Annotated in this window: 11 protein-coding genes and 1 tRNA gene; 1 reads left to right on the top strand and 11 read right to left on the bottom strand. The window is 58.0% G+C overall.

The genetic code is table 11. The annotated features are described in order from the left end of the window. Positions 1-403 precede the first annotated feature (403 nt). Positions 404-613, top strand: a complete 210-nt coding sequence (locus tag AC0L3P_RS19245) for a helix-turn-helix domain-containing protein (RefSeq protein WP_473303998.1) — start codon at positions 404-406, stop codon at positions 611-613. A gap of 895 nt (positions 614-1508) precedes the next feature. Here AC0L3P_RS19245 and AC0L3P_RS19240 read toward each other — a convergent pair. The 11 genes from AC0L3P_RS19240 to AC0L3P_RS19190 all read right to left on the bottom strand — a co-directional run bounded on the left by AC0L3P_RS19240 (position 1509) and on the right by AC0L3P_RS19190 (position 15257). After that, positions 1509-3797 (bottom strand): DGQHR domain-containing protein, encoded by a 2289-nt coding sequence (locus AC0L3P_RS19240; RefSeq protein WP_473303995.1) that lies wholly within the window; start codon positions 3795-3797, stop codon positions 1509-1511. Positions 3798-3801: 4 nt separating this feature from the next. Continuing rightward, a complete protein-coding gene (locus AC0L3P_RS19235) occupies positions 3802-4701 on the bottom strand; it encodes a DNA adenine methylase (protein WP_473303991.1) in 900 nt (299 codons plus the stop codon). A 302-nt stretch (positions 4702-5003) separates the two neighbouring features. After that, entirely contained in the window at positions 5004-6293 is a 1290-nt protein-coding gene (locus AC0L3P_RS19230) for a hypothetical protein (RefSeq protein ID WP_473303989.1), read from the bottom strand. A gap of 102 nt (positions 6294-6395) precedes the next feature. Further along, the gene (locus AC0L3P_RS19225; RefSeq protein WP_473303987.1) at positions 6396-6920 is read right to left on the bottom strand and encodes a hypothetical protein; all 525 of its coding nucleotides are present in this window, start codon (positions 6918-6920) and stop codon (positions 6396-6398) included. A 57-nt stretch (positions 6921-6977) separates the two neighbouring features. After that, on the bottom strand, positions 6978-7589 hold the full coding sequence (locus AC0L3P_RS19220) for a site-specific integrase (RefSeq protein WP_473303985.1): 612 nt from the start codon (positions 7587-7589) through the stop codon (positions 6978-6980). 497 nt (positions 7590-8086) lie between these two features. Then, a tRNA-Arg gene (locus AC0L3P_RS19215) sits at positions 8087-8163 on the bottom strand. Positions 8164-8425: 262 nt separating this feature from the next. Then, positions 8426-11536 (bottom strand): bifunctional diguanylate cyclase/phosphodiesterase, encoded by a 3111-nt coding sequence (locus tag AC0L3P_RS19210; protein WP_473303981.1) that lies wholly within the window; start codon positions 11534-11536, stop codon positions 8426-8428. 136 nt (positions 11537-11672) lie between these two features. Further along, the gene (locus tag AC0L3P_RS19205; RefSeq protein ID WP_354205847.1) at positions 11673-12758 is read right to left on the bottom strand and encodes a branched-chain amino acid ABC transporter permease; all 1086 of its coding nucleotides are present in this window, start codon (positions 12756-12758) and stop codon (positions 11673-11675) included. Next, a complete protein-coding gene (locus AC0L3P_RS19200) occupies positions 12755-13765 on the bottom strand; it encodes a branched-chain amino acid ABC transporter permease (protein WP_027566072.1) in 1011 nt (336 codons plus the stop codon). Before AC0L3P_RS19200 ends, AC0L3P_RS19205 begins: the two co-directional genes overlap by 4 nt. Next, positions 13762-14484 carry an ABC transporter ATP-binding protein gene (locus tag AC0L3P_RS19195; RefSeq protein WP_275168666.1) on the bottom strand — a complete coding sequence of 241 codons (723 nt, stop codon included), beginning with the start codon at positions 14482-14484 and terminating at the stop codon, positions 13762-13764. Before AC0L3P_RS19195 ends, AC0L3P_RS19200 begins: the two co-directional genes overlap by 4 nt. Beyond that, positions 14481-15257 (bottom strand): ABC transporter ATP-binding protein, encoded by a 777-nt coding sequence (locus tag AC0L3P_RS19190; RefSeq protein WP_275168664.1) that lies wholly within the window; start codon positions 15255-15257, stop codon positions 14481-14483. The genes AC0L3P_RS19195 and AC0L3P_RS19190 overlap by 4 nt, the downstream gene beginning before the upstream one ends. Between the last annotated feature and the right edge of the window lie 151 nt (positions 15258-15408).

Raw genomic sequence — 15408 nt, 5'->3', positions numbered from 1 at the left:
TAGCTATCACCGTGGATCTTTACCCAATTCTTGCTGCGGCTAACTTTTTCGCTGTATCGCTCGCAAGATAGTGCGGCCTCCGCCTCTTCGCTCCGGAAATCCATATAGCAAAAAGCTGCGTCGGTTGGTCGAGCACCTTTGCAAAGCGAGTTGATCGTAGCGATTTTCGTGGCGGGAGATAGGGGCAGTGTGCGTACAATCGCGGTCTTCAGACGAATAGTCTGAGGAAGGTCGACGAACCAGAACGCTGCGGCTGAGAGCAGAGCTGCGACAATCCAGACCTTTACCCCAGTCATGCCAACGGCTCCTCAATTGCTCAGCGAAAGGAAAACCCAAAGAAAAATGCCGTGATAGGGACTATATTCCCTAGAGACTATATGCCTCATCGTGCCCCATCCTGCAAATGCGGGATTGGAGGGCCATAGTCGGCAAGAACGTCCGAAAGTTCAGGACGCAGAAACGCATGACGCAGGAAGAGCTCGCTTTCGCAGCCAAGATTGACCTGACCTACGTAGGAGGTATCGAACGCGGGAAGCGAAATCCGAGCCTCTTAGTGCTGGCGAGAATAGCAGAAGCCCTCTCCATATCTCTAAACAGATTGGTCTCAGAATGAGTCCTGCTGGGAGGTATAGGAGGGATAGACTTGCAGTATCTCTGAGGCGACCTCTGAGGGAGGCTTGCTGTCATTCGCTCGTTGCCCAATCCATTGAACAATAACAATAATTCAAATCGATTAGGGTCTCTCGGCGTTGGGCTAAGAACTTACCGAGCGGAATCAGATTTGAAGCACCTAAATCGAAGCCCTTGTTAGCGTCGTCCCTGACTAACGTCTTAGTCTGAAATTCTGAGGGGTGAGCAGGATCGATCCGTCTTCCGCTTTGTCTCTGTCGAACGACCCCGTCGACCAATCTCGCCTAATATCATTTAGCAAAAGGTAGTGGCAGTACTTGTTGAAGTACGGGGTACTCACTTTCTTGCCGTATCCATCGTCCAGTTGTTCGTATTGCATACGTATGGATGACCCTACGTAAACTCCACGGTTCAACAGATAGATTGCGCCTGCGACCACAAATAGCCCGAAGAACGCCCAGCCGACCGAAGGCAATCGCATCGCCCCTCCCTTGCGAACCTAGCCTTTGAGCATTAGCATTTCGTGCGCCTAGCGAAAAGCAGGAGCCGGACGATGGATGATGACGAAGTAATTCCCAATCTCAAGTGCGACGTGGAAATGGAGCTTTCAGGCCCCAACGATGAACGCTAACAGGTGGGCTGCAGATGCACTTCGACGATTAGCAGACTCGCTTGAGAAGGGTGAGCTTGAAACCGGGCATCACGACTTGAAAGATAATGTCGGAAAATCCATCGGCACGGTCTACGTGGACTATTATGGGGAAGGGATCTGATGCCCGAGGGGATAGTATCTCCAGGTCGTAGCCGCGGCAGTTCCCTCGGGCCGTGCCAGCTCCTCCGCATGCTCTGTTGATCTTCTGTTCCGCGTCACTGTATCGTCAGGTCGGCTCGGCGAAAGTCTCATTCACCTGCGTTTGTAGCCAACGATGTATTTCATCCAAGAATGCGACCTGCTCTTCCGTAATTGGGAGGCTCTGACCTTTCGACGCGTGCATCACTGGCTTTCTTAGATCATTCACTTCAACTAACCATTTGGTCCGGGCTTGCTTGTTACCCTTTCCACGGCCAAGCGGAGCTTCGAAGAGTTGCCAATTTGCCTCAGCAATTTCTCGATAATCTATCAGGTCAAAATTCTCTTCTCGACCGCCCTTTTTCCCTCCTTCCTCGTTTATCCGGTCATCGACTTTTTTTCGAACGCCCTTAGGCACTCCAGCGAACCACCAATCCGCTTCCTCATCTCCAAACTCGTTTTTCAATTCTGACAAAACAGTCGTTTGCAGAACCCGCTCAATTCCCTGAAGCAATTCGAAGGCTTGAGTTGTCGTTTGCGCCTTCTCGCGACTCAAGAACTCCCTAAGGCCGGGTGGGTCGAATGAGGCATCGAGGCTCTGCACAAATTCCTCTGCTCGCCTTGTGCCAGTGGTTTGTCCTTGTATGCCCCTAAGCGATCGAAACTGCGTCATTTGCTCCGGAGTCCGAGACGCGAAGTATTGACCAATCGCTCGGCCGTAGGGCCCTAGTGCCTCTACAAGCTCTGGCGCATCGAGTTGAGACAGAGGCACGCGCTTGACGACTTGAAGATGGTGAACCGCGCTCCGAAGAACATTTAAGCACACCGTAATTCCGTCGTTCATCGTTAGTCCGCCGCCTTCGGCCGATCCCTTTTCCCACAACTCTGAAGCTGAAGATTTAACGAAGTCGAGGAAGCCAATCAAAACTGTTACGGTGCGCTTCAACGTATCTTGGTTCTCGCCATCCCAGAGCGGGCCGTATTCTATAACTTCTCCCTTTTTCGTTCTTGCGATGAACAGGCCGGTTTTTTCCAGGGCATGAAAAATACTGGTCAACGATATGCATCTGGTGTCGGAACGAGGGTCATCAGCTTTCAGAACGCGACCTAGAAGCGGAGATCTCAAATCCGTGTCGAGGGCCTGGATGACTTTCGACAAGATTGCTTGCACACGAATTTCAGGGGCATCCGCATCCCAATGCAATTCTGCGTAAAGCTCTTGGAGAAGGCTTTGCTTGACCTTGCGCTGCTCGGCATTGATGTCAACAAAGAGCCGGGCCTGTTCGCTCGGTTCCAATCCAACGAAAGCGATTACCGAAATGAGGCCCTTTTTTGCGGAAGGGTGGTCTGCATAGGCAAAGAGTCGATGCTGACCATCAATGATCCATGCAACGCGGTAGGCTGGGCGAATTGTAAGCCAGCCGAATGTAGCATTTTTGTCGTCGCCTTCTTGCTTGCCTCGATCAAAAGAGAGCCAACGGCTTTCCGCTACATTTACAACAATGTTTGTTGGAAAAATTCCTCCGTCGCTTATGTATTGACGAATTGACCGCAGCCGAGACTTCTTCAGCAGTCGCTGATATGCATCGATGTCTGAAGCCTTGCCTCTCGCTCTATGCGATACGAATGCAATCTTTAAAAGGTATTCTGGCGAAATGCTGAACGAGTAGCTCGTCGAGCCTCCCATTCTAGCGCGAATAGCCGGTATCTTAATTTCCAATCCAGGTATACCGCGCCCCTTTAGAACGTCGGCCAAGAATTGGAATCTCGCTGCCGTTCCAACCTGAAGAATGAGCAGCTCGTAATACTCTAGATCTTTCTGGTCCAGCAGCGTTACGTTGGCCGTGTTGGCTCGAGTCCTATCATTGTCGGATATGATAATGTTCGACGTCCAAATCGCAAAGCGTGATACCCGTTTGTGGTCTGCCGGTATCTGGGCGGCAACTGAGCGAGTAAACCTCTCCTTCAACGCCGCATGCTTTGCGAGAACGGTTGAGAAGTCCGCAAATTTCTTAGGATTTTCGCTCGACTTACATTCGATTGCAAACGCAACCTCACCGTCAATGGCCACGACGTCAATCTGGTTGTCAGGGCCCTTCGGATCGTTTGCGTTAAGAAGCTGGAACGCACCTCCAGGTCCCGAAAGATTAGTAAAGCCCATTCGATACATCAAAGTCCAAACACGGTCTTCGAGCGCCTTGTCATGGCTTTTGGGCTTGCATAACCGTGAGGTCGACGCATTCACCTGCACGACCTCCCAACCTGTTGCCAATTCCTCTTCTACGAGCGGTTGTCGGACTGTTTTAAATTCGTCAGCCTTTGCTCTTCTGGTAGCGAGTCCACGGAGTTCGTCTCGGTGAGAAATATTATTCAGCATGCCCTCAGGCCTTTTGATAATTCACGGTTATGGCTAGCTCAGAGGTCTCAGTTCGAAAACTTGAATTTGCTGCCAGTACCGAGGTCCGAGGCAAACGAGCAAACTGACCGACGTCGCGATATAGGTCTCTAATTGATTTGTGGTTGGCATTGAGCACTAACAGTCGGACGCCTCTGTCTCGTGCCCGGACAATCGCTTTCGATAATCGGATTTGATCATCCCAGCTAAAAATCGACTGATTATACTTTATGAAGCCGTTCATGTTGTGCTTGACGGTGTACGGCGGATCGATGAACGCGAAGTCACCCTCGTGCGCGCGCTCGATCGTAGCCTCGAAGTCACAGCATTCTAGTTCGACACGCTTGAGCAGCGCCGAAATGGCCATGAAATCATCGGACGGTAACAAGACGCTATTCTTTGTACCTCTTGGCACATTGAACTGACCGCTCTTGTTGACGCGATACAAACCGTTCCAACACGTGCGATTCAGATAGATGAGCCGTGCGGCCCTACTTGACAATTTCGTAGGCTTGCTTGCCCTCATTTCATAATAGTATTGATCGGAATGTTTTTTACTGTGCTTCTCGAGAAGTGATTGTACTGATAGGGGATCATCACGCAGCGCTTGGTAGGTAGCTACAAGATCTTCGTTCAGGTCTGAGATTGTGCCGCTCAACGGGCGAACGTGGAAGTAGACTGCTCCGCTTCCAAGGAATGGTTCAAAATAGTTTTTGATGTCCGTAGGAATGAGATCCGGAAATCGCTGTGTTAGCCATCGCTTCCCGCCTGCCCATTTGAGGAACGGTTCGGAATCTACGGAATCAACCGGACTTGAATCGATCGTTGCATCCATAACTTTTGGAAATTCCCCCAACCCCGGCGAGACGAACTCAGGGACGGCCAATGCCCTCTCGCTGTCCGACTCACTGCGTATGCTTCTTCTTTTATCGTATAACTCGACTCAAACGGGCAATAGGGACTTTCGTGCAACTTGCCGAACCGGGCTCAGCAGCCTTGCGGGGGCGGTGGCGCGTTGCATTTTTCGCAGTGCGAGACGATGCACGATGGCGGTGCGACCTTGTGACAGGCTGCGAGCGGTTCCTAAACGCCGTCCCCAATGAAGAAAGCAGGCGCCCTCCGGGACCCCTTCAGTAGTAGTCCCCGCATAGAAAGAAGGTCGCCACGAGGGCGGCTCTTCCAACGGGACTAGTAGCGTCCCTCACTTTGCATCCATTCAAAGTATCGGGAGCTAGGAGGAGCCTTCTCTTTGAATAGCTCTTCGAGGTCCCGTCTCGTGGGTAAGACAACATTGTTGGGGAGTTGGCGCTCACCCATACGGAGCTTCGATTCCTTCCCCTGCCCCGGGTTGTCATCTTCGAGAAAGCCCTGGCGGATCGCTTCGACCGCCGCTCGGCTAACATTGCTTGGATGGATTCCAAGATGATCAGCAACAACCCGCTGACTTACGCTCACGTGAGCATCAACGGGGATAGACATCTCCTCTTTCAAGCGATTGATTTCATGCTGAACTCCTTCAACCAATCTCCGAATATTGGCAGGCACTGTCGCGTCAAGTCCCTCAGCAAGAGGAGCGGCGACCAAGTCATGCACGTTATCGTAGTCATCGAGTTCAGCAACGATAGCCCCATCTCTCGTTGAACGAGAGACCTTGTGCAGCAGTGCGTGAGCCCGAATTAGCGATAGCAGCTGGGGGAAGTCTCTCTGCACCCGAGGGTGAGAAGATGGCATTTTCCTGGCCAGCGCCTCCGCAAATGGAATATGCACCTTGTTCGAACCTGAGCAGACGTATTCATGCAGATGATACCAAGGTAGACAATCGATCTCCTTTAGAGAGCCGGTTCCTAGTGCTTGACTGAGGAGCGCCTCCATAATTCGTTCCGGCGATTCATCAATGTGGACGGACAGGAATCGAGTTTCATCTTCTAAGTGAAGCTCTGTTGCGGTTGTGGTCATCATGGCCCCCGTCGGCCCCTCGAGCGTGGGAAGCTTCTTTCCGACAAGACCCTGATCTGTCTGTTGCACTGTTGCGTAGTTGACTCGACCTTCCGACAACAGCTGCCTCAGAAAGACTCGACCGACTCCTGTGCTTAGGCCAGCGGCCTCCTGGATGATTAGATATTTGTGCTTCAAATTTAGGTCCTGCATGTAGAGCAAGGCACGCTCAGACATCCCGTGATATTCTTCGTAGGCGGAGGAGGGAATGTATCGCTTCGCAGACGAGAGAGCGAAGGACTTGCCGCTGCCCGAAGGGCCTTTAATGAGCAGAGAAACAGGCTTCTCGAAGATTCGAGTGTAGAAGCTGAGGAACACTAGACGAGGTATGCTCGTCGACCCGGTGAAACCACTTTCTTTCAAGCTGGCATCGAGTTCGGACAAGATCGAGCGTTTGCTTGCTAATTCTCGACACACGTCGGGTGGATCGCTCAATGCATCCATTGTAGTGCTGAAATTATCCGCAGGTTCGGTGTCGTGCATGATAGGTGACCTCCTTTTCAGAAGAGCAAATGCTTCTTCTTCGAGGACACTTAGGCGAACTGAGACCCATTAAATATGCCCATTAAATTCGAGAGCTGCGCTTCATTTCATGCTCTCCTGCTTCAGGCGCAGGTACTCTCGTCTGATCGCGTTTTCGATCGATTTAGCCTTCGGCGGCTGCACTTTGCTTACGCGTGCGACGTCCTTGACCCAGCCCTCTAGTTCTCGCGCCTGCCCCGCAAGTGTTGGCTTAAGCTGCCCAGCTGCGGCTGTCTTCTCTAGCTGTTGCAGTATTGCGTCCATAACCGACGGACGACCCGGGTAGGAGTGACCTTTGTCAACACCGAACCAGAATGCAGGGAAGGGCCAGCGCTGCTTCTCGCAGAACTGTTCTATCTCCATTTTCGTCATGATAGAATTGGATGGAGGTAGGGCTCCCGCAGGAAAGTCCTTTATCGGGCTGTTGCCCTCACGCAGGCGCGGCATGTTGATCAACGAGAGTGAGAGCTCTCTCTCTATAGTTGAAAGAGGAACGTCGATTTCCTTCGACCACAATTTTGCGATTTCTTCGATCGTGAGCCAACGCACCTCTCTAAAATAATCGGAAGAGGGATTTGATTGAGACAAAGTCAACCTCGCTTATGTTGCTATTTACCTCGCCAGTGTCACGCAATTGCGCAATACTTAGATCAAGCCGTGGTTTGAAGCGGCTTTGTCAATCTTCACTAGTATGTTCTGCCGCGCTGCGTGGGTGTACCGAAACAACATTCTGATATCTTTGTGTCCACTGATCAACGCGACCTCAGGCACAGTCAAACCTTGTTCGAAAAATCTGCTTATTGCCTCATGTCTCAGATCATGGAAATGGAGGTCTTCAGTTTCCGCTTTGAGTTTCACCCTCTCCCATGCCAGCCGAAAGCCGTTCGCCGTGATGGGGAAGACCCTTTCATCGTCCTGACGCTGTCCAGCCAGCACTTCCAAAGCTGATGCGACCAAGGGAATGGTTCGGGACTGACCCGTCTTTGTGTCTGGAATGAGCAGTGAGCGTTGAGCTCGATCGATGTGCTTCCATCGCACGGCCAGTATTTCGCCGCGACGCATACCAGTGGCGACAGCAAATCTGATGATCGATCCAATAAGCGGATTGCGTCTCGACTTCGCTGCTTCAACGAGCCTGTCGAATTCGCCTTCTCTGAGCCGCCTCTCCCGTCTTTGATCGTGCGCGTCTAGCTTGAGCTTCTTTAAGGGGTTCTCCCCGACGGGCATTCCCCATTCCTCCCGAGCAATTTCGAACATGTGGCGCACTGGGTTCAATTGGCGCTTTAGGGTAGAGGCCTTTATGGAGAGGAGCCGCTCGTCCCTGTAGCCAGCAAAGTGCTCTGTCCGAAGCTCTGAGAGGCGCCTAGAGCAAATTGGATGATCCATGAACCTGCGCAAAACCACACGCTCAAAATGTGCTCCGCGCTTCTTGACTGTGACGGTGTTGACGTAACGCTCAACCAGGCTTCGTAGCGCTGTTCGTTGTAGGATCTTTGTGTCTTGTGGTAGATCCTGCCTATCGGCCCGCCGTTCCATCTCGCGTGCCCACTCCTCTGCGTCCTTCCGAAATTGAAAGGACTTCGAGTAGGCCTTCGCTCCCGCTCGCCGAACCTGAACCTGCCATTTGCGTCTATGCTTACGGATTGTCGCCATCGGAAACCTCGCGCTGTGACCACTGTGTGACCAGCTGAGTTTTCGGACCGATGGAAGCTTGCGAGGGTAGCTAAAACCCGAGTCGTCTCAAGGTGTTAGACTGGCGCACCCGACACGATTCGAACGTGTGACCTTTGCCTTCGGAGGGCAACGCTCTATCCAGCTGAGCTACGGGTGCTAGTCGAGGTTCATTTAGCCGATTGGCGAGGGGCGGGCAACCGCTTCCGCCGTTTCCGGCTCGGCTGATTTGCGGGCGACGCGGCCAGGAACCGGCACGCCGTCCCGCCCGAGGTCGGCGAGGCAAGGGCGCCTGGCCTCGTAGAAGGCCTGCCAGTGCTTATTGTGCCGATCACCTCGGAGGCGGCGACGCCGGTCAGCCGCACGGCATAGGAATCCGCAACGTCGACCGTCTGGCTGACGTTTCCCTCGGCTTCGCCATCTCAGGCCACCGCCGCCACCGGCAAGGCATGGTTTGGGCCGAACAGCTTTCGCACTTCGCTGGCCGGCTTCGGTCTGCTGAAAAGATAACCCTGCATCTCCGTGCAGCCGAGCGCGCGCAGCATCTCGCGCTGCGCCTCGGTCTCGACGCCTTCCGCGACCGTGGTCATGTTGCTGGCGGCGGCGATGTTCACCACCGCCTGCACGATCACGGGCGCGCCGCTCGCCTCGGCGATATCGGCGACGAAGCAGCGGTCGATCTTGATCTTGTCGAACGGAAAGCGCTTGAGATAGCTGAGCGAGGAGTAACCGGTGCCGAAATCGTCGAGCGCGATGCGCACGCCGATCGCGCGGAGCTGGTGCAGGATCGAGAGCGCCGCCTCGTCGTCGCGGATCAGCACGGCCTCGGTGATCTCTAGTTCGAGCCGGCACGGGGCAAGTCCGGAATCCGCGAGCGCGCCGGCGATTCGCAGTGCCAGCGTCTCGCATTTGAGCTGTACCGGCGAGACGTTGACCGCGACGCGCACATGCGCCGGCCAGGTCGCGGCCTCGTTGCAGGCCATGCGCAGCACCCAGTCGCCGAGCTCGTTGATCAGGCCGGTGTCCTCGGCAATCGGGATGAACTCTGCCGGGGACACCATGCCGCGCTCGGGATGCCGCCAGCGCAGCAGCGCCTCGCAGCCCGTGACATCGTTGGTGCGGAGGTCGACCAGCGGCTGATAGTGGATCTCGAAACCGCCGTTCACCAGCGCCTGGCGCAGATCCTGCTCCAGGCTCAGGCGCGCCTTGGCGCTCGCATCCATCTCCGGTTCGAAGAAGCGGTGAGTGCGGCGTCCTTCCGCCTTGGCGCCGTACATCGCGAGATCGGCATTCTTGATGAGCTGGTCGAGATCGGTGCCGTCCTGCGGCGCCATCGCGATGCCGATGCTGGCATCGGTGGAGAGCTGATGGCCGAAGCAGTGATAGGGCCGGCGGATCGCCTCGAAGATCCGCGTCACGAATGATACCACGTCGGCGGATGAACTGATCCCGGTCTGGATCACCGCGAATTCGTCGCCGCCGAGCCGCGCGATCAGGTCGCCCTGTCCGAGGCAGCCGCGGATGCGCGCCGCAATCCCCTTCAAAAGCTCGTCGCCGACGTGATGACCGAGCGAATCGTTGATGCCCTTGAACTCGTCGACGTCGATATAGAGCAGCGCGAACTGACTGCCGCCGCCGACCTTCTCCAGTTCACGCTCGATCTGCTCGCGGAACAGCGCCCGGTTCGGCAGGTCGGTGAGCGCATCGTAATGCGCCATATGCGCAATCTTCTCGTCAGCGCGCCGCCGTTCGGTGACATCCTCGACCACATTGATGAGGTAGCGCGGCTCGCCGGATTCGTCGCGGATTCCGATACGGGTCGAGGTGATGTAGCGCAGCCCCTTGGCCTGGCTCTGCCAGGCATGCTCGTCCTTGAATAAGCCCCCTCCCGCCTTCAGCGCCTTGCTATCGTCGTCGGTGACGATTTTGGCGGAGGCATCCGGGTATATGTCGAAGGGGGTCTTGCCAACGATGTTTTCGCCTGATTGGCCGAATTGCTCTTCGGCGGTCCGGTTGACCAACAGATATCGCCGCGTGTGAGCATCCTTCACCGTGATCTGCGACGGGATGTGGTCGATAATCTCGCGCAGGAACATGTAATTGCGGTCGCGTTCCTGCTCCAGCTTGCGGCGCTCGGTGATGTCTTCGATCGTGGCCACCCATCCACCCTGCGCGAGCGGGGTGTTGATGACCTGGAAAGCGCGGCCACTCGGCAATTGATGGGTTCTCGTGGAGACCGTGCCCTCGGCGACGATCCTCATGACGTCGGCGCAAAATGCCTCGACATCGCCGTCGAACGCGCAGCGCTCCCTGCGATGATACATCGCCTCGCGGATGTGACAGCCGGGCTTGATGACATCGTGAGAGAGGCCGAACATGTCGGCGTAGCGGCGGTTGCAGGTGACGATGAATCCGGCGGCATCGTACAGGATCAACCCTTGCGACATGTTGTTCAAGGCGGTGTCGAGCCGCCCGCGCTCCGCCTCCAGCCGTTGCTGCGCCTCGCGATTCTGCCGGTTGATCTGGCGAACGATCAGAAACAGGATCAGCGCAATCACCGTGGCCGAAAGCGCGGCGGTGGTGACCATGAAGCCGGTCTGCTGCCGCCAGTCGGCCAGCGCGGCTCTCGTGGTGTTGGTCGCGACGATGACCAGCGGGAAATGCGACAGCGAGGCCCCGGAGCCGAGGCGCTCGTCGCCGTCGATCGGGCCCTTGACGCGCAGGGTGTGCCGGCCACCTTCGGCAAGCATCTTGCGCATCAGCGGCGCGTCCTTGAAGTCCCTGCCGATCAGCTCTTCGACATGCGGGTAGCGCGACAGCATCTTGCCATTGCGGTCGAACAGCGAGATCGCCGTGCCCTCTGCAAGCGCAACGGACGCGAAATAGTTCTGGTAGCTGTCCGGATCGATCCGGCGGACCATCGTGCCGAAGAAGCTGCCGTCCGCGCCGCTCAGCCGACGCGCGACAATCGTGGTCCATTTTCCGATGATGAAGCTGCGGACCGATTCCAGCGCCACCGGTTCGGCCATCGGATTCGATTTGAAGGTCTGAAAGTAGGCGCGCGAGGAGATGTTGATCTTGGGCAGCGGCTGGGCCCGCGACCAGTTGATCAGTTCGCCGTCGGCATCGTAGATCGCGATGTCGCCGAGGTAAGACACCGGGCCGATCTTGCTGCGCAGCATCTGGTTCGTCGCGGGTCCGGACATGCGCTCGCGGAACATCGCGGCCGAACTGATCTCCGGCAGATTCATCTGCCCGATCACATCGGCAGCGACGACGTCGGAGTCTTCGAATTGCTGATCGAAGTGCCGCGCGATCAGCTGCACCGTATTTTCTAGCTCGCGCTCGCGGTTGACCAGGGTACGTTCGCGAAATTCGCCGACGGCCATGGCGGTCACGGCGAAGATCCCGGCGACCAGCAACACGCCGCACAGGGTGAGCCACAGCACCGGTCCGCGCCGAATGGCCGCCTCCCAGCCGTGCTTCGCGGCTAGGAACATTCCGGCTGCAATCCCTGCAAAGACCTGGCGCATTCCCCCTCCCTGGAGGGACAGGGATACACCACACAAATGGCGTAAAGCTTAGGAAAGCCAGTTACCTGAGCGTTAATCTCGTTGCGTGATCGCAATCGTGTTCAGCGAGCCGCTGCGCTGCATCATGAATCGCGCGTTAATGCGAGCTGCCCGCACTCTTGTCGCCGCCGAGACTGCGCAGCCGTCCGACCACGCCGGTCGGAAAGAAGTAGACGCTGGCGATGAAGAGCAGCCCGAGCCACAGCAGCCAGCGGTCGGGATGCAACAGTCCCGGCAGCAGCGGCAGGCCGGCTTCCGACGCCGCTTTGGAGGCGACGCCCATCAGCGACTGCAGATAGTTCTGGGCGAGGATGAAGATGCTTGCCCCGATGATTGCGCCGTAGATCGTGCCCATGCCGCCGATCACGACCATCAGCAGAATGTCCAGCATGATCGAGAAGCTGAGCGAGGTATCGGGGCCGGCATAGCGCAGCCACAATGCATTGAGAATGCCGGCGCCCGCGGCGACCAGTGCGGCGATGCAGTTGGCGTAGGTCAGGTGGAAGACGGTGCGGAAGCCGAGCGCCTCGGCGCGGAAGCGGTTTTCGCGGATCGCCTGCAGCACGCGCCCGAACGGCGAGTTCACCACCCGCAGCAAAGCGAGGATCATCAGGGTCGAGACGGCGAACACCAGATAATAGGTCAGGATGCGGCCGTTGACCTCGAATCCGAGCACGTTCTTCGAGATCAGCACCGTGCCGGGCCTGAGCAGCTCGGGCAGCTGAAAGCTGCGTCCGTCTTCGCCGCCGGTCAGCCAGGACAGCTGCGAGGCCAGCACCTGGAAGGCGGATGCGACCGCGAGCGTGATCATGGCAAAGAAGATCGCGGCCACCCGCAGCGAGAACAGTCCGATCGCAAGCGCAAGCAGCGCGGCAAGCGGCAGGCCGACCACGATGCCGGTTGCAACCGCGCCCCAATTCGGGCCCATCCCGTACAGCGCGATCGCGATCGCGTAGCTGCCGATCCCGTAGAACATGGTGTGTGCGAACGACACCGAGCCGGTATAGCCGAGCAGCAAATCGTAGGAGGCGACGAGCGCGGCGAAGACGCAAATCTTGGCCGCAACGTTCAGTGCCTTCGCCCCGGGAAACAGGAACGGCGTCGCCACCAGCGCCAGGATGATGACGACGAGAACGAGCGCGAGCACGCGGCTGCGCGGCGGATCGCCTGACAGGATCATCATCGGCTGGTCACCGCATAGAGGCCGCGCGGCCGCCACATCAGAATGGCGACCATCAGCAGGATATTGGAGACGAGGGCGAGCTTCGGCACCAGGAAGCCGCCGTAATTGGCAATCATCGCCACCAGGATCGCGCCGATGAAGCAGCCGCCGATCGAGCCGAGGCCGCCGATGATGACGACGATGAAGATCAGGACGGTGAGGTCGTCGCTCATGGAGGCGTGGACCTGCTCGCGATACAGCGCCCACATCACGCCGCCGAGGCCGGCCAGCGCCGATCCCGTCATGAACACGCCGAGGAACAGACGGCGGATGCGATAGCCGAGCGCCTCGACCATCTCGCGGTTCTCGACGCCGGCACGGATCAGAAGGCCAAGCTTGGTCCGGTTGAGCACGAGCTGGATCGCGATGAAGACGGCGAGGCCGATCAGCGTCGCCAGCACGCGGTATTTCGCGATCGCGACGTCGCCGAGGATGAAGGAGCCGCGCAGCGACGTCGGCAGCGGTGTCGGGATGATCTGTGGCCCCCACACCGCATAGAGCGTCTGCTCGGCGACGATCAGGCCGCCCGTCGTCATCAGGATCTGTTTCAGATGCTGGCCGTAGACGGGCAGGATCAGCACCCGCTCGACGATCAGGCCGAGCGCGCCGGACACTGCCATCGACAGCAAGGCCGCCGGCGCCAGCACCGCGAGGTTGATCCACAGCGAATCAGCCTGGAGGGAGGCCGCGAACGGCGCCAGCACCAGGGTCGCGACATAGGCCCCGACCGCGATGAAGGCGCCATGGCCGAAATTGAGCACGTCCATCAGGCCGAACACGAGCGTGAGCCCCGAGGCCATGATGAAGATCATCATGCCCATCGCGAGGCTCGCGGCCGTCAGCGTCAGCCAAGTGCTGGGTGAGCCGATCAGCGGGATCATCACGAGGGCGACGGCGATCGGCAGCAGGATCGGCGCGATGTCGCGCTTCGGCTTCGGCAGCGGATCGGTTGCGGCGAGCTCGGTCATTGATGCGTCTCCAGGCTCAGACCGAGCAGTCGCTCCTGCAGCGGCACGTCGGAGGCCAAGGCCGCCATCTCGCCGCGATGAACGATGGTGCCGTTGTCCATCACCAGCACGTCGTCGCCGAGCTCGCGGGCGGCAAAGAAATTCTGCTCGACCATCAGGATGGTGGCGCCCTTGCGCTTGATCTCCTTCAGGCACTCGATCAACGCCATCACGATTGCCGGAGCCAGGCCCTTGGTCGGCTCGTCGATCAGCAGGAGCTTGCGCGGTTCGACGATGGCACGGGCAATCGACAACATCTGCTTCTGTCCGCCCGAGAGACTTCCCGCGCGGGACAGCCAGAACCGGCGCAGCGCGGGGAAGAAGCCGAAAATCCAGTCGAGCTGGGCGTCGTCGAGCGGTCCGTCGCGCGCCGCCAGCACGAGATTTTCCTTCACCGTGAGGTCGGAGAACACCGCCATGCTCTCCGGCACGTAGCCGACGCCGAGCCGCGCGATGTCGGGCGTCGCACGGCTCTCGATGCGCTCGCCGGCGAGACTGATCTCGCCGGAAGAGGCCTTCCAGAGGCCCATGATGGTGCGCAGTGTCGTGGTCTTGCCGGCGCCATTGCGGCCGAGCAGCATCGTGGTCTGCCCCTGCGCGACAGCGAGATCGATACCCTGGAGGATGTGATAGCGGCCGATATGGGTGTGCACCCCGGAGAGCCTCAATAGATCGGTCACGCGGCGCTCCCTGCAACATTCTTGGGCGCGACACCGAGATAGGCCTCCTGCACGATCGGTGACGCGATCACTTCGGCAGGCCTGCCGTCCGCAACAAGCTGCCCGTTATGCAGCACGATGATGCGGTCGGCGAGCGATCGCACCACATCCATCTTGTGCTCGACCAGGAGAATGATCCTGCTCTTGTCCTGCTTAAGCTGCGCGATCAGGTTCAGCACGACCGGCACCTCGTCGATGCTCATGCCTGCGGTCGGCTCGTCGAACATGAACACCTTCGGTTCGAGCGCCATCATCAGCGCGACCTCGAGCTTGCGCTGATCGCCATGCGACAGTGCGGTCGCGGCGACGCCACGGCGGCCGCCAAGCGCGACCTGATCCAGAATAGCATCGGCGCGGGCGATCAGATCGCGGCGGACCATCCATGGCCGCAGCATGTCGTAGTGAGTGCCGTCGGCGGCCTGCACGGCGAGGCGGACGTTTTCCTCCACCGAGAGATTGGGAAAGAGATTGGTGAGCTGGAAGGCGCGCCCCAGGCCGGCACGCGTCCGCATCGGCGCGGAATGCTGGGTGATGTCGGTGCTGTCGAACAGGATGCTGCCGCTCGATGCGCGGAGCTGACCGGAGATCAAGTTGAAATAAGTGGTCTTGCCGGCGCCGTTCGGCCCAACGATGGCGGTGAGCTCGCCCGGCCGGAAACTGCAGGTGACGCTGTTGACCGCGACATGGCCGCCGAAGCGGATAGTGAGGTCGCGGGTTTCAAGGGTCAGCGTCATGGGTCTAGCAAATGGTGAGAGAGGAATATTTCCGCGATCGCGCCGCGCTCCCTCTCCCGCTTGCGGGAGAGGGGTGGGGAGAGGGTGTCTCCGCAATCGAGAGCCCCCAAGAGGACAGAGCCCTCTCCCGGCCTCTCCCGCAAGCGGGAGA

This window comes from Bradyrhizobium sp. WSM4874, assembly GCF_055811835.1.
Note: the sequence above shows the minus strand (reverse complement) of the source record. Positions and strands in the feature narration are given on the sequence as shown.

Excerpts from the sequence above, each read along its gene's own strand:
- AC0L3P_RS19245 (WP_473303998.1), top strand. The coding sequence starts at position 404 with ATGCGGGATTGGAGGGCCATAGTCGGCAAGAACGTCCGAAAGTTCAGG.
- AC0L3P_RS19240 (WP_473303995.1), bottom strand. The coding sequence starts at position 3,797 with ATGCTGAATAATATTTCTCACCGAGACGAACTCCGTGGACTCGCTACC.
- AC0L3P_RS19230 (WP_473303989.1), bottom strand. The coding sequence starts at position 6,293 with ATGCACGACACCGAACCTGCGGATAATTTCAGCACTACAATGGATGCA.
- AC0L3P_RS19220 (WP_473303985.1), bottom strand. The coding sequence starts at position 7,589 with ATGTTCGAAATTGCTCGGGAGGAATGGGGAATGCCCGTCGGGGAGAAC.
- AC0L3P_RS19210 (WP_473303981.1), bottom strand. The coding sequence starts at position 11,536 with ATGCGCCAGGTCTTTGCAGGGATTGCAGCCGGAATGTTCCTAGCCGCG.
- AC0L3P_RS19205 (WP_354205847.1), bottom strand. The coding sequence starts at position 12,758 with ATGATGATCCTGTCAGGCGATCCGCCGCGCAGCCGCGTGCTCGCGCTC.
- AC0L3P_RS19200 (WP_027566072.1), bottom strand. The coding sequence starts at position 13,765 with ATGACCGAGCTCGCCGCAACCGATCCGCTGCCGAAGCCGAAGCGCGAC.
- AC0L3P_RS19190 (WP_275168664.1), bottom strand. The coding sequence starts at position 15,257 with ATGACGCTGACCCTTGAAACCCGCGACCTCACTATCCGCTTCGGCGGC.